The sequence below is a fragment of the Nonomuraea sp. NPDC000554 genome (assembly GCF_040300065.1).
In the GTDB taxonomy this organism is placed as follows: Bacteria; Actinomycetota; Actinomycetes; order Streptosporangiales; family Streptosporangiaceae; genus Nonomuraea.
Genome location: NZ_JBEPDC010000004.1, coordinates 165,148 through 182,246 on the forward strand (window position 1 = coordinate 165,148; position 17,099 = coordinate 182,246).

Consider the following 17,099-nt stretch of genomic DNA (forward strand, 5'->3'; position numbering starts at 1 on the left):
CTCTCACGTCGTCACGAGATCGACAAGGAACGGCCCCGGCTCGGCCAGCATGCGCCGGACCGCGGCCTCCACCTGGGAGGGCTTGGCGACCTTGACGGCGGGGACCCCGAGTCCCCTGGCCAACCTGACGAAGTCGATCTCGGGGTGCGACAGGTCGAAGCCTTCCGGGTGTGGGTGGGAGGCGATGCCGCGCTCCCGCCAGTACTGCTCGAGGTTGTCGTCGAGCAGTTGGTAGCGGCGGTTGTCACAGATCACGAACCGGGCGGCCACCCCGTACCTGACGGCGGTCCACAGCGCCTGGAAGGTGTACATGCTCCCGCCGTCGCCGGTGAAGGCCACCACCTCTGCCTCCGGGCGGGCGAGCTTGATGCCGATCGCGCCGGGGATGCCGACGCCGAGCGAGCCGCCCCTGGTCAGGAAGTAGCTGCCGGGCAGCCGCGGGGGGAGCTGCCTGACCAGGGCGGGTGACGAGGTCAGCGCCTCGTCGAAGACGACCAGCCCGTCCGGCGCGCGCCGGGCGAGCTCGGCCGCGAACAGGTCCATCATCGAGTCGCCGTACGCCTCGCCCGGCGGACGCTCCGGGAGGGGCTTCGCCGGGCCGAGCCGGTCGGCCAGCGCGGCGAGGGTCGGCTTGGGGTCGGCGACGAGGGCGACGTCCACGGGGAAGTTCTTGGCGATCTCGTAGTCGTCCAGGTCGATGTGGATGACCGGGGCGCCGGCCGGGAAGGGGCTGTCCAGCAGCGGAAACACCTCGGGGAAGACGTACGTCCCGACGATCAGCACGGCGTCGGCGTCCTTGAGCTGGGCGGCGCTGTGCTCGCCGAACATGTGGCCGAGCTGCCCGCGGTAGAGCGGGTGGGTGGTGTCGAGGTTCAGCTCGGACGAGTCGACTCCCCACACGGGGGCGCCGAGCGCCTCGGCCACCCTGGCCAGCTCCGCCTGCGCGCCCGACACCGACACGCCGTCGCCCATCAGCACGACGGGCCGCTTCGCGCCGCGCAGCGCCGCCGCGGCGCGGTCGAGGTCCGCCGCCACGGGCAGCGTCGCCCGGCTGGGGAGCGTGCTGGGCACCGCCGGCTCGGACGTCTCCTCGTCCAGGACGTCCATGGGCAGCGCCACGAACACCGGCCCGCGCGGCGGCGTCATCGCGGTCTTGACCGCGCGGCGCAGCACCCGCAGCACCGAGCCCGGGTGGGTCACCCTGGTCGCGTACTTGGTCACCGGGCGGGCCATCGCGACCAGGTCGGCGGCCATCTGGGCGTCCATCGCGTCGTAGCGGACGCCGGCCTCGCCCGCGATCACCACGAGCGGCGAGTGGCCGCGCCTGGCCTGGTAGAGCATGCCGATCCCGTTGCCCAGGCCGACGCCGCTGTGCAGCTGGACCAGCCCGGGGCCGCCGGTCGCCCTGGCGTAGCCGTCCGCCAGGCCGACCGCGACGGCCTCCTGGAGGGCGAGGACGTAGCGGAAGCCCGGCTGGTCCTCCAGGACGTCCAGGAAGCCCTGCTCCACGGTGCCGGGGTTGCCGAACATGAGCGAGATGCCGTCGGCCGCGAACTGCTCGAAGATCGCGTTCTTGGCGGGGCGCGCGGACATGGTCACCAGCCGTAGCGCCGCAGGCCGGATTCGAGCACCTCGACCAGCTTCTCGCCCGACAGGAAGGAGTCGGGCGTGGAGCGGCCGGTGACGAACGGGTAGTCGACGATCACCGAGGTCTCCTTGCCGACGTTGCCGTGGTAGCGGCCGTCGGGCCCGGTGGCGTCGCGCAGGATGTACTCCAGCGGGTACGGCGGCGGCCCCATGTTGAAGTCCACTCCGACGAAGCCGGTGCCGTCCTTGTAGTCGTACTCCTTGCAGTGGCCCGTCACGTGCTTGCCCCAGATGATGCTGGCGCGGTCCTCCCAGTCGCGGGCGAAGGCCAGGCAGGCGATGCCGTAGCACTCGGCGAGGACGGGCTTGTCCGCGCGGACGAACGCGAGGATCAGGTCGTGCACCCTGCCGTTGTTGGCGAGGTCCACGATCGGGCCGCTGCCGCCCACGATGACCAGGGCGTCGTACGTGGCGATGTCGCCGTCGAGCCGGCCGAGCTCCCGGTAGTAGGCCTCGACCTTCCTGAGGTAGCCGTCGGCGCTGTTGTAGGGGCGTTCCGGAATCCAGTCGGCCAGGCTGAGCGGGTGGTCCAGCCGGTCGGACTCGTCCACCTGCCGGGCCGCGACCGCGACCTCGGGCGTGGTCACCGAGCGGCCGAGCGGCGGGTCGACGTAGCCGGGGTCGAGGCTGGGCGGCAGCGCCTGCGGCCGCTTGCCGGTCGGAGTGGCGATGACGCTCCGGTAGCCCTGCCTGTCGAAAGCCGTCAACGGCCCCAGGAGTTCCTCGCCCCAATATCCGAACTCCGAAAGAATAATGAGAATGTTCCGCGCCATCGGGCTCTCCCGTCGATAGACACGTCAGGATTCAAACAAGTGCCGTCGTCCGCCGACAAGGCCGCCGATCCCATTCCGTCAAGTCGGTGAAATCGTCCGGCACTTCGTCAGGTGCCGGGTCACGGTTCTGGAAATGCGCGCCAGAATAAGGAGCAGCCACGCCATTCAGCGCCGATCTGAGAGGGTCGCGATGTCCGAGCCGCACCGCCCGGTCCTGCTGGCCGTGGACGACGACGACCATGTGCTGCGCGCGATCAGGCGCGACCTCACGCGCCACTACCGCGATCGCTACCGGGTGCTCGCGTCGGGATCCCCGGTCGAGGCCACGCGCCTGCTCGACTCGCTGGTGGAACGCGAGGAGGAGGTCGCGCTGGTCCTGTCCGACCAGCGGATGCCGGAGCTGACCGGGATCGAGTTCCTGGCCGGCGTCTCCCAGCGCTTCCCCACGGCCCGGCGGGTGCTGCTGACGGCCTACGCCGACACCAGCGTCGCCATCGCCGCGATCAACGACGTCCGGCTGGACCACTACCTGGTCAAGCCGTGGGAGCCGCCCGAGGAACGGCTCTACCCGGTGCTCGACGAGCTGCTCGCCGACTGGGAGTCCGGCTACGAGCCGCCCTACCAGGGCATCCGCGTCATCGGGCATCCGTTCGCGCCGGCCACGCACCGGCTGCGCGACCTGCTCACCCGCCACCGGCTGCCGTTCCGGTTCCAGGAGGCGGAGGCGGGCGAGAGCGAGCTGCCCGTGGTGCTGCTGCCCGAGGGGCACCGGCTGGTGCGTCCGAGCCACGGGGAGCTGGTCGACGCGCTGGGCCTGAGCGTGCAGATCAGCCACCCGCACTACGACGTGGCGATCGTCGGCGGCGGGCCGTCCGGGCTGGCCGCCGCCGTCTACGCGTCGTCCGAGGGGATGAGCACGCTGCTGGTCGAGGCGTACGTGCCGGGCGGGCAGGCGGGCACCACCAGCAGGATCGAGAACTACCTGGGCTTTCCGTCCGGCATCTCCGGCGTCGACCTGACCGGCAGGGCGGTGACCCAGGCCCGCAGGTTCGGCGCCGACCTGCTCGCCCCGGTCGAGGCGCTCGGCCTGCGCCGGGCGGGCCGGGCGTGCGTGCTCGCCCTGTCCGACGGCAGGGAGATCACCGCGGCCACCGTGCTGCTCTCGACCGGCCTGTCCTACCGCAGCCTGGACGCCGAGGGCGCCGAGCGTTTCGAGGGCGCGGGCATCTACTACGGCGCGACCATCGGCGAGACCGAGTCGTGCGTCGGCCGGCACGTGTGGATCGTCGGCGGCGCCAACTCGGCCGGCCAGGCGGCGCTGCACTTCTCCCGGCACGCCAGCCACGTGACCATGCTGGTACGCGCCGACGGCCTGGCGCGGAGCATGTCGGGCTACCTGGTGGACGAGATCGCCGCCGCCCCGAACATCACTGTCAGGCCGTACACGACGCTGGTCGGCGCCGACGGCTCCGACCGGCTGAAGCGCATCACCCTGCACGACGCCACGACCGGCAGGCTCACCACCGAGGACGCCGAGCACGTCTTCACCTTCATCGGCGCGGAGCCGCGCACGGAGTGGCTCGACGGCGTGGTGCGCCGCGACGGCAACGGCTTCCTGCTGACAGGCCCCGACCTCGGCCCGGCCGCCGACCTGCCCGCATGGGACCTGCCGCGCGAGCCGCTGCTGCTGGAGACCAGCCTGCCGGGCGTGTTCGCCGCCGGCGACGCGCGGGCCGGCTCGGTGAAACGGCTCGCCTCCAGCGTCGGCGAGGGCGCGATGGCGGTCACGATGATCCACCGCTACCGCTCGGAGAGCTGAGCGAGCGGCAGCCTGACGACGAAGCGGGTGTCGCCGGGCTCGGACGTCACCTCCATGGTGCCGCCGTGCCTGTCGGCCACGATGTCCATGCTGATGTGCAGCCCGAGGCCGGTGCCCTTGCCGACGTCCTTGGTGGTGAAGAACGGCTGAAACACCATCGGCAGCACGTCGGCGGGGATGCCGGGGCCGTTGTCGCGGAACTCCACCACCGCGTGGTCGCCCTCGCGCCTGGTGCTGATCGCCAGCTCTCCCACGCCGCCCATGGCGTCGGCGGCGTTGCCGATCAGGTTCGTCCAGACCTGGTTGAGCTCGCCCGGGAACGCCTTGACCGGCGGCAGGACGGCGTAGTCGCGGCGCACCCTGACGCCGCGCAGCCTGGGCGCCATCAGGGTGAGCGTGGCTTCCAGCCCGTCGCGCAGGTCCACGTCGCGTTCGGGGGCGCGGTCCAGGTTGGTGTAGGCGGAGGTGTGCTTGACCAGCTCGACGACGCGCTTGCCCGCCTCGGCGGCGTCCTCGGCCAGCGCTCCGGCGCGCAGCGCTCTGACCAGGTAGTCCACCGCCGGGGCCAGCGTGTCCTGGCGCAGCCCGGCGGCCAGCTCGTCGAGCAGGGCGGGGTCCGCGCCGTGTTCCGCGAGCACCTCGCCGAGGTCGTCGGCCTGGTCGAGGCCGTGCTCGTCCAGCCAGTCGGTGACGGCGTCGACGGCGTCCGCGGCGTCGAGCGGGTCCTGCGGCAGCCTCGGGGCGAGCCGCTCCCGGACCTGGTCGACGAGCAGCCGTTCCGGCTCGTCGCAGGCGCGTCCCCAGCGCAGCGTGGCCGCCGTGAGGTCCGGCAGGATGGCGCGCAACTCGCTCGTCGCCCGCACCGACGCGGCGGCCGGGTTGTTCAGCTCGTGCGCGAGCCCCGCCGCCAGCAGGCCCAGCCCCTGCAGCATGCGGCTGCGCCCGGCCTGGCGTTCCATGGCGGTGATGCGCTCGGCCAGCACCGGCAGCAGCACCCTGCACACCTGGGGGCAGCGCACCAGCATGTCGAAGAAGGTGGCCCGGTCGTAGACCATGACCTGCGCCCGGCCGACGGCCACCGCGCTGGCCAGGTACTCACTCCCGGCCAGCAGCGGCAGCTCGCCGGTGAACGGCTGGTCGAGGCGGTTGCCGAAGTGCCTGGCGAGGACCTGGTGCCGGCCGTGGAGCAACTTGGAGATCACGATCTCGCCGTCCAGCAGGACGTAGAAGGCGTCGGCCCGCTCGCCCTCGCGGAAGAGCGGGTCGCCGTCCGCGAGCTCGCGGAACCGGCCGACCTGGGTCAGCCAGTCGAGCTGTTCGCGGGAGAGGTCGGAGAACAGCTCGATGCCGCACAGACGGCTGATCACCCATGACGGCGCAGGCACAGTTCCTCCGCGCTCTCCCCGTCCATCCTGCGCAGCAGCCGGTAGGCGTGCGCGACGGACACCAGCGTGACATGGTGGTGCCAGCCCTGGAAGGACCGGCCCTCGAAGTGCTGCAGCCCCGACTCGGCCGCGGCCGTGGCCAGCTCGGCCACCGCCCTGTTGCGCAGGCCCACCAGCCCCGCCAGGTCGGGGAGCCTGGACCGGCCGAGGTCGGTCAGCCAGATCGGCCGCGAGCCCGGCCGGCTGACGGGCCGTTCCGCCACGGCGTGCCGGCGGTACGGCTGGGGGACGCCGCCACGTCCGGGGACGGCGTGCAGCCGGGGCCTGGCGGGCTCCAGCATGGGACGGGCGGGGAGGCCCGGCCCGATGGACGGCAGCGCGTTCTGCGCGACGCGCACCAGGTAGGGCAGCCCGCGTTCGGCCAGCCCGCCGAGCAGCGGTTCGACGCCCTTCATCGCCCTGGCGTCCACGACGACGGGCGCCGGTGGCAGCCCCCAGTCGATGACCATCTCGTCGATGGCTTCCAGCAGGTGCCGCCAGCGGGGACGGCTGCGCTCATCGGCGGGCAGCCGGGCCCTGCTCCGGCGGTTGCCGTCCTCGTCCCAGGAGCGGGGAAGGAGCAGCCGCCAGTTCACCGGGCAGCCGCCGTGCTCGCCGACCAGCACCACGGCCAGCCCGACCTGGCAGTTGATCAGACGTCCGGCGGAGTGGACGAACTGCCGCGCCACGCCCACGGAGTTGCAGCCGTTCTTCGGGAAGACCACCTCTTCGAGCACCCACGCCCTCGGCTGGATCTCCTCGACGAGCCGCTGTGCCAGGCGCTGCCGCACCGGCCCCCAGTCCCAGGGGCTCTGGTTGACGAACTGCTGCAGGCACTGGTCGACGGGCTTGCCGACGACGTGGTCGGAGATGCGGCGGATGGATTTGCGTCCCGGTACGGAGACCAGGCCCTGTACGTAGACCTCACCCCAGCGGCGCTGGTCCGAACGGAGGAAAGAGGAGAAGAGATCTTCGCAGAAAGGCGGGAGCCACCTTTCCCGCGAATTAAGCTCCGTGTATATGGACATATGGCCGCCCCTAGATATCCAGAAATTTCCCCCTTTATGGCAATTATCCAGAAGTGGCGGCCGAGTGACAGAAACAGCTTATCGTGGCACCGCCACTTCTATTTTTGACGATCCGGTTAACGCGCAGGCCAGAGGCGTTCCAACGAAAGGAGCCGCCCCGGTGGGGGCGGCTCCTGAGGGCCTTGGCGGGCACGGCCGGCGCGTTCGAGCCGAGCGGCCCGGCCTGACAGCGGGCCGGCGGCCGGCCGCTGCGCCGTTCAGCGCGCTGCGGCGGCGGCTGTGCGCTGGCCTGTTCAGCGTGCTGCGGCGGCCGTGCGCTGGGCGGTTCAGCGCGCTGCGGCGGCCGTGCGCTGGGCGGTTCAGCGGGCTGCGGCGTCCTCCCTGATGAAGTCGGCCGCTCGTTCGGCGATCATCACGACCGTGGTGTGCGGGTGGGCCGTCACCAGCGACGGCATGATCGACGCGTCCGCCACGCGCAGCCCCTCGACGCCGCGCACCCGCAGCCGGGGGTCCACCACCGCCTGCTCGTCGGTGCCCATCCGGCAGGAACCGGCGAAGTGGTAGTACGACCCGGTGTTGGCCTTCACCCAGTCGCGGAGCTGGTCGCGGGTCGCCACGTCGGGGCCGGGCGCGACCTCCGTCAGCCCCCACTCGCCGGTGAAGGCCCTGGTGCGGTAGATGTCCCTGGCGATCTCGACCACGGTGACCGTCCGCTCCAGGTCCACGGGGTCGCCGAAGTAGTTGGCGTTGACCCGGGGATAGGCCGTCGGGTCGGGGCCCGCCAGCCGCACCCAGCCGCGCGAGACCGGGTGCACCAGGCCCGACAGGCTGAGGATCACGTGCGGATCCACCAGCTCCTGCACCGGCGCGACCGGCTGGCCCGTCTGCACCCTGCGGATGACGTTGGCGAAGAACCTCTCCCCCCACGGCGCCCGGTGCACCAGGCAGATCTCCAGGTCGGGAACCGGCAGGCCGTCCTGCGACCCGCAGAACAGCGCCGCCTCCGTCACCTGGCCGCGCGGGTCGTCGCCGGGCTTGGCCATGTACCCGATGGGCCCGATGACCAGCGGGTGGTCGTGGAAGTTCGCCCCCACCCCCCGCAGCTCCAGCCGGACGGGAACCCCCGCCTCGGCCAGCTGCTCCGCCGGGCCGAGCCCCGAGAGCAGCAGCAGCTTCGGCGACTGGATCGCGCCCGCGCACAGCACGACCTCGGCCTCGGCCAGCGCGGTGTGCGTGCGGCCCTCGTGCAGGTACTCGACGCCGGTGCACCGGGAGCCGTCGAACAGCAGGCGGCTCGCCAGGGCGGCGACCCGGACGGTGAGGTTCGGCCGGTCGAGCGCGGGGTCCAGGTAGGCCTCGCGGGCGCCCCAGCGCACGCCGTCCCTGATGTTGACGTGGTGCCAGCCCGCGCCGAACAGCCCGGCGTTGAAGTCGTCCAGACGCGGGTGGCCCAGCTCCACGCACGCGTCGATGAACGTCTGCGAGACCGGGTTGCCGGTGTCCGCCGCGTCGGCGACGGTCATCGGGCCGCCCTTGCCCGCGAGCGGGTTGTGGTCGTCGCGCTGGTCCTCCAGCCTCTGCAGGTACGGGAGCACGTCCTCGAAGGACCAGCCGGGGCAGCCCTGGTAGGCCCAGGTGTCGTAGTCCTGCGGACGGCCCCTGGTGTGCATCATGTGGTAGACGTTCGACGTGCCGCCCAGGCCGCGGCCCGCCGCCGAGTAGACCCTGGTGCCGTCCAGGCCGGGCTGCGGCTCGCTCATGTACGCCCAGTCCAGCTCGGTGAGCAGCACCTCGTTCCACCGGTGCGGGGTCCTGACCGCGTCCGTCACCTGGGCGTCGCCGGCCTCCAGCAGGAGCACGGCGGCGTCGGGGTCCTCGCTGAGCCTGGCGGCGAGCACCGAGCCCGCCGCGCCCGCGCCGATGACGATGTACCTGTAGCTGTCTGCCACGGTCGGCTCCTCACGCGATCAGGTCGGCCGCCCGCTCGCCGATCATGGTCGTGGCGGCGGCGGTGTTGCCCGAGGGGATGGTCGGCATGATCGACGCGTCGGCCACGCGCAACCGGTCCACGCCGTGCACGCGCAGCGCCGGATCGACCACCGCCATGGAGTCGCGGCCCATCCGGCAGGTGCCCACCGGGTGCCAGACCGTGGTCGCCGTGGCCCGCACGTACTCGCGCAGGTCCACGCCCGCGCCGGGCGCGGTCTCGCGCTCGTGGAACGGGGTCATCGCCGCGGTGTGCGCCAGCTCCCTCGACAGGTCGATGCCGCGGACGAGCGCCTCCAGGTCCGCCTCCGCCTCCAGGTAGCGGGGGTCCACCCGCGGCAGGTCGGCCGGCGAGGCCGAGCGCAGCGTGACGGCGCCCCGGCTGCGCGGCTGGATGAGGACGGGCGCGAAGGTGAAGACCGGGCCGTCGATCCGGTACTCCTCCTCGACGAACTGCACCGGACCGAACAGCAGCTGCAGGTCGGAGTCGTCCGGAGGGAACAGGCCCGCCTCCGCGAGCAGCTCGGGCATGGGCACCTCGGCCGACGCGGCGTAGGCCACGCCGAGCAGCAGGTGGTCGTGTAGGTTCGCGCCGACCCCCGGCAGGTCCACCACGGGCGCCAGGCCGTGCTCGCGCAGCTGCCCTGCCGGGCCGATGCCCGACAGCATCAGCAGCTTGGGCGTGGCCAGCGCGCCGGCCGACAGGATCACCTCCGCGGCGGCCTCCGCCCGGTGCGTGACGCCGTCGCGGACGTACTCGACCCCCTTCGCCGTCGTGCCGTCCAGCAGCACGCGGGTGGCGGCAGCGCCCGTCACGACCGTGAGCCGGGGGTGCCCGAGCAGGGGTTCGAGGTAGCCGACCGAGGTGCTCGACCGCTCGTTGTCCTTCGTCCTGGACGACTGGTAGTAGAACGCGCCCTCCTGGCGGGGGCCGTTGTAGTCCCAGTCGTCGCCGCCCGGGTAGCCCAGCTCGCGCGCCCCGCGGACGAACGCCTGCGACACCTCCGACGGCTTGGCGAAACGCACCACCTGCAACGGCCCGCCCGAGCCCCGGTAGTGGTCGGCGCCGTCCTCGTAGTCCTCGGCGCGCTTGAAGCAGGGCAGCACCTCGTCGTACGACCAGCCCTCGTTGCCTGCCTCGGCCCAGCGGTCGAAGTCGCGGCGGCGGCCCCTGACGTACAGCATCGCGTTCACCGAGGTGCCGCCGCCCAGCGTTCTGCCCTGCGGGAGCCGGATGGACCTGCCGTGCAGGCCCGGCTGCGGCTCGGTGGCGTACGTCCAGGTGACGTCCGGGTCACCCCACAGCGAGGCCATGGACGGGATGTCGGTCCTGCGGATCGCCTGCCTGTCGGCGGGCCCGCCGACCTCCAGCAGCAACACGCTCGCCTGGGTGCGCTCGACCAGCCGGGCCGCGACCACCGCGCCCGCGGCGCCCGCCCCCACCACCACGTAGTCGTAGCCGGACATCAGCGGCTCTCCGGCCCGATCACCCAGTGCTCCTGGACGACCATCCGGTGGATGTACCTGGGCTCGACGAACGTCCCCAGATCGGCCCGGACCTTGGCGAACTCCGGCGACTCCAGCGCCTCGGCCAGCGCCTGCCTGTCGTCGAACCAGAGCAGGTTGGCGGCGTCCAGCACCGCCTCGCCGATGCCGTACGCGCCGTCCCTCGTGTGGCACTGGAGGTAGCGGCGCAGCCCCGGCACCTGCCTGACCAGGTCGGCGTGGGCGCCGAGGCTGCGGCTGCGGAACTCCGCCAGCGGCAGCCCCTCGCGGCGCTTCGTCAACACGATCAGTTTCACGGCCTCCTGCGGCCCCTCCTCGGGGCCGGGGACCAGCTCGTGCGCGTCGGTGTCCAGCACCACCGTGCGCCAGAACGCCGCCCAGCGCGGCTCGTCCATCCGCGCGCCGTCGAGGAACTCCGGCGTCTGCAGGGACTCGAGCTGCTCCTTCTCGTCACGCAGCCAGATCTCCGCCACGCCGCTCCACAGCGGCTCGCCCTCGTCGGGCCAGAACGGGATCCTGGTGTCGATCAGGTATCTCCTGATCTGCGGAATCTTGCTGGCGTACGTGGTGGCGTGCACGTTCAGCCAGTACTGCTGGAATTCCTCTTCGGACATTCCCGGCTTGGGGGCCGCGAAGATGAGTTGATGGATCACCGTGCGTTCCTCCGTCCCTGCCGACGTGGAACCGACGCTAGGAGCGGGGACGGCGCACGAGAAGGACGGGCCCGAGCGTCGCGCTGACAAAGTCAAGTCGGCCCGACACTTGTCCAGGTCCCCGGGCCCGGCCCGCCCCTCCCGGCAGGTCACCCCCCGAACCCGGTCCGCCCCTCCGGGCAGGTCATCCCCCGCCGGGCTCGGCGACCTCCGCCAGCGCGCGGAACAGCAGGGCGACGCCGACCGCGCCGGGGTCCTCGACGCCGCGGGCGCGGTCGCCGACGTAGCTGGCCCGGCCGAGCCGGGCGCGCAGGCCGGCTGTGGCGCGGGCGCCCTCCTCGGCGGCGGCGGCCGCGCGGGAGAACGCTCCGGGGCCGCCCTCCTGCAGCGCGGCGACGGCCGGGGCGAGCGCGTCGACCAGGGTACGGTCGCCCACCTGGGCCTCGCCGACCCGCTGGATGGCCGCCAGCCCGGCCGCGGCCCCCTCCGCCCAGCGCCGCACGTCGTACTCGCCGTACTCGCCGCCGCGCCCGCCGTCCGCCACAGTGTCGGGCAGGGCGTCGGGCAGGGCGTCGGGCAGGGCGTCGGGCGGGGCGTCGAGGGCGGTGGCCAGCTCCGTGAACAGCAGGCCGAACAGCGGCCCGCTGGTGCCGCCGACGTCGTCGAGGAACACCCGGCCCGCCACGTCGAAGCCGTGCCCGGACGTGCCCGACCTGTCGAGCTCCTCCACCACTCGGCGCAGCCCGGATCGCAGGTTGTCGCCGAAGTCGCCGTCGCCGGTGAGCTGGTCGAGCCGGGTCAGCTCGGCGTGCGCGTCGGTGACGTCCGCGGCGTAGCGGCGCAGTACGGGGGAGGCGGTCATGGCGTCTCCTGGGGTGTGTCGGAGTTCCTGTACGGGAAGGCCGGGGTGATGGCGGGAGCGCGCCACCACCGGTGCCAGCCGGGGGCGAGCCTGGTGAGGGTCACCGAGAAGCCGGCCATGTCGAGAGCGGGGACGAAGGTGCCCACCAGCGAGCCCCGCACGTCCAGCCCGCGCCGCGCGAGCCCGGCCGTCACCTCGGCGAAGACCCCGTACAGCTCCAGCAGCGTGGTGCCGCCCAGCCCGTTGACCAGGACCAGCACGTCGTCGGAGCCCGGCGGCAGGCCGGCTGCCAGCTCGTCGAGCATCCGGCCGACCAGCTCGTCCAGGGGCGGCCTGGCGATCGTCTTGGCGGCGCGCTCGCCGTGGATGCCGACGCCGTACTCCAGCTCGTCGGGCCCCAGCTCGAACGAGGGCTCACCGGTCTGCGGCGAGGTCTGCGCCCGCGCGGCCACCGCCAGGCTGCGCGAGGCGGCGGCGAACCGGGCGCCGAGCCCGGCCAGCTCGTCGAGCCCGAGCCCCTCGTCGGCGGCGGCTCCGAGCAGCTTCTCCACGATGACGGTCGCGCCGGTGCCCCGGCGCCCGGTCGCGGTCTCCGCGCTCTCGGTGGCCAGGTCATCATCGACCAGCACGCGGCGGACCTCGATGCCCTCGTGCCGCAGCCGCTCGGCGGCGATGCCGAAGTTGATCCGGTCGCCGGTGTAGTTCTTCACGATGTGGATCACTCCGCCGGGGCCGGCGGCGGCGCGGCTGGCTTCCAGCACCTGCCGGTTGTGCGGTGACGCGAACACCTGGCCGGGCGCCACCGCGTCGAGCATGCCGCGTCCGAGGAAGCCGGCGTGCAGCGGTTCGTGCCCGGACCCGCCGCCGGACACCAGCCCGACCGCCCGCCTCGGGTCACGGTCGCGGGCCCGCAGGAAGGCGGGGTTCTCGTTCAGCTCGACGAGATCGGCGTGGGCCTCGGCGAAGCCGCGCAGCGCGAGCGCGACCGGGTCGCCTTCGGCGAGGAACAGACTCATCGGATCGCCTCCTTGGCGGACACTCCCCCGAGTGCCTCGTGACGACGTTCGCCCGAGCGCAGCCGGCTGGCCGCCAGGCTGGACAGTGCCGCGATCGCGATCATATAGACGACCGGCCACGTCCAGTGGCCACCTCCGCGGCGAGCAGCGCCGTGCCCGCCGGCAGAGCGGCGTGTTCTAACAGGCAGCGGGATGGCCGACAGAACGAACGCGGCCGGAGGAGACCAGGCAGAGGAGCCTCCTCCCTGTGGGGCTCATCCGGCGGAGTCCCGGGAGTGGGTGCAGAGAGCGGTGTACAGGGCTTTGAGGTGATCGGCGCCCCCGTTGACGTTGGCGTCGGTGAACGTGGTGTTGGTTGCCACGGTGGCAGTGCGGGTTATCCGGCCGCGTTCGTCAATGATGACCCCGGTGAGAGTCTGGAATCCTTCGATGTTGCCTCCGTTCCCCCACGCGTATCCGCCGCAGGGAAGGGTGTAGCGGCCGAGGCCGAGGCCGTAGGCCAGCTTCATCTGCGGGTTGGGCACGGGCATGACGGTCTTCATCCGCGTGAGTGTCGCCTTCTTGAGCAGGCGCCCGCCGAGCAGGGCTGTGTAGAAACGGTTCAGATCGTCCGGGGTGGAGACGCCGGCTCCGTTGGCGTCGGCCTGGCTCGGATCCCACTCGGTGACGTCGGCCGTCTTGATCTTGCCGTCGGCACCTTTGACCTGCATATACCCGCGGGCGTGCGGGCGGCGGACGCCGTACTCGTACTCCCCGGGGAAGTAGCTGTGACGCATTCCGGCTCGCGCGAAGACGCGTTTGGCGACCTCTTCCTGCCAGGGGTGTCCGGTGACCTTCTCGATCACCATGCCGAGCAGCACGTAACCGGTGTTGGAGTAGCTCCAGTTCGTCCCGGGCTCGAAGTTGGGCTTCTTGGAGAATCCGATCTTCAACAGGCGCTGGCGGGTGTAGTGCTCGAACGGCTGGAACCGCGAGGCGGCCGGGACGTCGTCGGTGTAGTTGTGCAGGCCGCTGGTGTGCTGCAGCAAATGCCTGAGCTTGATCTTCTCAGCGTCGCCGGCAGCGGTGGGCACCACTGCGGGCAGGTACGTGGACAAAGGCGCGTCCAATGACACCTTGCCTTCCTCCAGCAGTTGGAGGACCACGGTCGAGACCATGGTCTTGACGTTGCTGCCCATCCGCAGGTGGCCGTCCGGTCCCGGCATCGGCCGCCGCGACTCCAGGTCACCGAAACCGCTGCTCATGATCGTGGTGCGACCGCGCTCGGCCACCACCGCCTGTGCTCCGGGAAGTCCGTCGCGTTGAGTCATCTGGTCCAGCGCAGCCTGCAGGGCTCGCCGGTCAACCGGCGCCGAACCGTCAGCCGCGACCGCAGCGGCCGGCAGGGTGCTCAACCCGGTCCCTCCGACGACGAGGGCAATCAAGACCGCCAGACGACTGCGGGTCATGGTACGTCGCATATGTGAACTCTCCTCAGCGTGGTGACAAGTGATCCGAGATGACCACATCCCTCGTGCTGCCGCTCCCAGGTGGTGCAGGCTCCGCCGCCCGCCCCCGTCCTTGGGGGGCGATGCGGTAGGGATCATCCATATCGAGGGACCCTAGGGACGCGCCGCGGCCGAAGGTATCCCGCCACCTGGCCAACCGTGGTAGAGCTGGCTGGAATGTCACCATCCGGCCGCCGAGCTAGAGTGCCCCTGTGACACGTGACGCCTTTGCGGCGCTGGCGGAGTCAGAGCAGGAGGAACTGGCCCGGCTGCGACGGGAAAGGGCCGAGCTGGTCAAACAGCACGCACGTGAGAAAGCGAATGATCTCACCGCGTGAGGACGGCGGCTTCGCGCGCCATCACCACGTGAGGACGGCGACTTCACGCGTCGTCACCACGTGAACCGGGGCGACGGCCGGGTCAGGATCGCGGTGTCGGTCGCGTCCCCCCAGATGCCGGCCAGTTCGTCGGCGAGCACGCTCATGAGCTGCGGCACGTCCTCTGCCGCCGACGGGTGCATCGCCTCCGCGACGACCAGCACCTCGGCCGTCGTGTCGCGCACGGCGGAGTGGCCGCTCTGCCGGTTGCTCCACCGCCGGGCGTGGGCCCGCCCCTCCGCGTCGGCGAAGATCACTTCGCCCGGGTCGGGGTGCTCCGTGTCGCCGGAGAAGGTCAGGTAGGTCTCGTCGCCGTTCGCGTGCCTGACCTCCAGGCCGTCCGCGATCCTGGCGAGGTCGAACACCGCCACCGGGGTCGCGTAGGCGAGCGAGATCGCGTTGCAGAGGTCGATCAGGGGGTGGATGCGCGGGAGGGCGCGCTCCTTCCTGAAGCGCCGCAGCAACGACTCCGCGGCGCACCGGTACTGGGTGGGTTTGAGGCCCATCCTCGAGAATGCCCGCCGCCACGCCTGGATCTCGGGGAACTCGCCCTCCGAGCCCGACGCCAGCCTGGCCTCGGCGATGGCGCACAACCTCGCCACCTGCGGGTCGACGGAGGCGTCGGCGGTGATCCCCTTGGCGAGGACGGCGCCCGCGACGAGCTCTGGATGGGCCGACCAGATCTCGGCCGAGTGCTGGAAGTACATGCGGCGGTTCCCTGTCTGGAGCGTTCTCGACTGTCACTCTGCCGCCACAATGGTCTGATGGGTAGGACCAAAACACCTCCAGATGACAGGTCCATACTGTCCGGCTCGGACTTCCTGCAGCTGAACATCGACGACGCGCCCGTGCGGGGCCGCGCCGGCTGGCTCGCGGCACAGCTCCGGCTGGCGATCTCGGACGGCCGACTGCCGGTGGGCAGCAAGCTCCCCGCCACCCGCACCCTGGCGGCGGACCTGCGCGTCTCACGCGGCGTGGTCACCGAGGCCTACCAGCGCCTGACGGAGGACGGGCTGATAGCGGGCCGCGGCCGCGCCGGAACCACCGTCGTCGCCGCCCCGGTGACGGCCCGGCACCCCTCCCGCCCAGCCACGCCTCCCGGCCCCGCGCGTCCCTTCCCGACCGACGCTTCCCTACCGGCCGCGCCACCTCCCGCGCCGGAGGCGCCTTTCCTGGACATGCCTTCCGCACAGGCCGGGCGATCGGCAGCGCAGCCGAGCGGAGCGGCGGGGTTGTTCGCTGATCCTGGTGGTGACGTGTTCGACGCGCTGCGGGAGGCGCCCGCGCGGATCGACCTGTCCCCCGGCGTGCCGGACCTCGCCGCGTTCCCGCGAGCGGCGTGGCTGCGGGCGGAGCGGGCCGTGCTCGGCCGCCTCGTCCCCGCCGACTTCGGGTACGGCGACCCGCGCGGGACGCCCGCCCTGCGCCTGGCCGTCGCCCACTGGCTGGCCCGCTACCGGGGCATCAGCGCGGCCCCCGAGGAGATCGTCATCGTCGCCGGGGTCGCCCAGGCGCTCGGCCTGCTCGCCCAGGTGCTCCGGCAGGACGGCATCACCCAGGTGGCCGTGGAGGACCCAGGATCGCTCGGGGCCCGGCAGCACCTGCGGAGCTGGCAGCTCGACACCCCGCCCGTCCCGGTGGACTCGCGCGGGGTGCGCGTCGACGAGTTGCGCGCCCTCGGCGTCCAGGCCGTGATGCTCACCCCGGCGCACCAGTTCCCGACCGGCGTCGTGCTGGACGGCGACCGGCGGCGCGGGCTCGTGCGGTGGGCAGACGAGGGCGGCCTGATCATCGAGGACGACTACGACGCCGAGCACCGCTACGACCGTCCCCCGGTGCCCGCCCTGCGGTCGTTGCTGGCCGAGCGGGTCTGCTACGCGGGCAGCGTGTCGAAGCTGCTCGCCCCCGCCCTGCGGGTGGGGTGGCTGCTCGCGCCGGAGCGGTACCGGGACGCCCTCGTGTCGGCCAAGCGGAACGCGGACCTCGGCAACGCCGCCCTGCCGCAACTCGTCCTGGCGGAGCTGATGGAGTCGGGCGCGCTGGAACGCCAGCTGCGCTTCCTGCGCCGCCGTCACGTCCGCCGTCGTGACGCGATGATCGCGGCCATCGGGACCCACCTGCCCGGCGCCGTCGTGCACGGCGCGGCGGCGGGACTGCACCTCGTGATCACCTTCGCCGCCGACTTCGCCGACGCCGACCTCGCGGCGGCGGCGCTGCTCCGGGGGGTGAAGGTCCAGCCGCTGTCCTGGCACCGTCAGCGCCCCGGCCCGCCCGGCCTGGTCCTGGGCTACGCGGCGAACGCGCCGTCCGACATCGAGCAGGGCGTCGCCACCCTCGCCACCGCCCTCCGCAGCCTCACCTGAGCGCGCCGCCGATCTGAGCCTCCTCACCTGAGCGCATCGCCGATCTGGGCCACCCCGCCCCAGCACGTCACCGCGCTGAGCCGCCGCCCGAGCGCATCGGCGTTCGCGGGACGGCTTCACCCGGTGACGGGCGTGTCCCCCTCGAAGGGGACACGCCC

Annotated in this window: 14 protein-coding genes; 3 read left to right on the plus strand and 11 right to left on the minus strand. The window is 72.4% G+C overall.

Annotation, left to right across the window (positions count from 1 at the left end; genetic code table 11):
• Positions 1 to 3: 3 nt before the first annotated feature.
• Together ABT294_RS09630 and ABT294_RS09635 are read right to left on the minus strand one after the other, a co-directional pair.
• Entirely contained in the window at positions 4 to 1,593 is a 1,590-nt protein-coding gene (locus tag ABT294_RS09630) for a thiamine pyrophosphate-binding protein (RefSeq protein ID WP_350804754.1), read from the minus strand.
• Positions 1,594 to 1,595: 2 nt separating this feature from the next.
• A complete protein-coding gene (locus ABT294_RS09635) occupies positions 1,596 to 2,420 on the minus strand; it encodes a type 1 glutamine amidotransferase domain-containing protein (protein ID WP_350804755.1) in 825 nt (274 codons plus the stop codon).
• Positions 2,421 to 2,610: 190 nt separating this feature from the next.
• Between ABT294_RS09635 and ABT294_RS09640 the strand changes: the two genes are divergently transcribed.
• Entirely contained in the window at positions 2,611 to 4,239 is a 1,629-nt protein-coding gene (locus ABT294_RS09640; RefSeq protein ID WP_350804756.1) for an NAD(P)/FAD-dependent oxidoreductase, read from the plus strand.
• On the opposite strand, the gene ABT294_RS09645 is transcribed toward ABT294_RS09640, so the two are convergent.
• The 8 genes from ABT294_RS09645 to ABT294_RS09680 form a co-directional block, all read right to left on the minus strand.
• Complete coding sequence (locus tag ABT294_RS09645; RefSeq protein WP_350804758.1) at positions 4,221 to 5,624, minus strand: sensor histidine kinase; 1,404 nt, start codon at positions 5,622 to 5,624, stop codon at positions 4,221 to 4,223. The two genes, ABT294_RS09640 and ABT294_RS09645, sit on opposite strands and share 19 nt — an antisense overlap.
• Positions 5,603 to 6,691 (minus strand): IS701 family transposase, encoded by a 1,089-nt coding sequence (locus tag ABT294_RS09650; RefSeq protein ID WP_502911998.1) that lies wholly within the window; start codon positions 6,689 to 6,691, stop codon positions 5,603 to 5,605. The genes ABT294_RS09645 and ABT294_RS09650 overlap by 22 nt, the downstream gene beginning before the upstream one ends.
• 359 nt (positions 6,692 to 7,050) lie before the next feature.
• Positions 7,051 to 8,640, minus strand: a complete 1,590-nt coding sequence (locus tag ABT294_RS09655; RefSeq protein WP_350804759.1) for a GMC family oxidoreductase — start codon at positions 8,638 to 8,640, stop codon at positions 7,051 to 7,053.
• A gap of 10 nt (positions 8,641 to 8,650) precedes the next feature.
• On the minus strand, positions 8,651 to 10,144 hold the full coding sequence (locus ABT294_RS09660) for a GMC family oxidoreductase (RefSeq protein ID WP_350804761.1): 1,494 nt from the start codon (positions 10,142 to 10,144) through the stop codon (positions 8,651 to 8,653).
• Positions 10,144 to 10,836, minus strand: a complete 693-nt coding sequence (locus ABT294_RS09665) for an EthD domain-containing protein (protein ID WP_350804762.1) — start codon at positions 10,834 to 10,836, stop codon at positions 10,144 to 10,146. The genes ABT294_RS09660 and ABT294_RS09665 overlap by 1 nt, the downstream gene beginning before the upstream one ends.
• A 184-nt stretch (positions 10,837 to 11,020) precedes the next feature.
• Entirely contained in the window at positions 11,021 to 11,698 is a 678-nt protein-coding gene (locus tag ABT294_RS09670) for a DAK2 domain-containing protein (RefSeq protein WP_350804763.1), read from the minus strand.
• Positions 11,695 to 12,714 carry a dihydroxyacetone kinase subunit DhaK gene (locus tag ABT294_RS09675; protein WP_350804764.1) on the minus strand — a complete coding sequence of 340 codons (1,020 nt, stop codon included), beginning with the start codon at positions 12,712 to 12,714 and terminating at the stop codon, positions 11,695 to 11,697. Before ABT294_RS09675 ends, ABT294_RS09670 begins: the two co-directional genes overlap by 4 nt.
• Positions 12,715 to 12,968: 254 nt before the next feature.
• A complete protein-coding gene (locus tag ABT294_RS09680) occupies positions 12,969 to 14,300 on the minus strand; it encodes a serine hydrolase domain-containing protein (protein ID WP_350804765.1) in 1,332 nt (443 codons plus the stop codon).
• 113 nt (positions 14,301 to 14,413) lie between these two features.
• Here ABT294_RS09680 and ABT294_RS09685 point away from each other — a divergent pair, with 113 nt between their 5' ends.
• On the plus strand, positions 14,414 to 14,539 hold the full coding sequence (locus tag ABT294_RS09685; RefSeq protein ID WP_350804766.1) for a hypothetical protein: 126 nt from the start codon (positions 14,414 to 14,416) through the stop codon (positions 14,537 to 14,539).
• A 53-nt stretch (positions 14,540 to 14,592) separates the two neighbouring features.
• Here ABT294_RS09685 and ABT294_RS09690 read toward each other — a convergent pair whose 3' ends face one another.
• Complete coding sequence (locus ABT294_RS09690) at positions 14,593 to 15,285, minus strand: B3/B4 domain-containing protein (protein WP_350804768.1); 693 nt, start codon at positions 15,283 to 15,285, stop codon at positions 14,593 to 14,595.
• Between the two features lie 57 nt (positions 15,286 to 15,342).
• On the opposite strand from ABT294_RS09690, the gene pdxR reads away from it, so the two are divergent.
• On the plus strand, positions 15,343 to 16,941 hold the full coding sequence (gene pdxR, locus ABT294_RS09695) for a MocR-like pyridoxine biosynthesis transcription factor PdxR (RefSeq protein ID WP_350804769.1): 1,599 nt from the start codon (positions 15,343 to 15,345) through the stop codon (positions 16,939 to 16,941).
• Positions 16,942 to 17,099 lie beyond the last annotated feature (158 nt).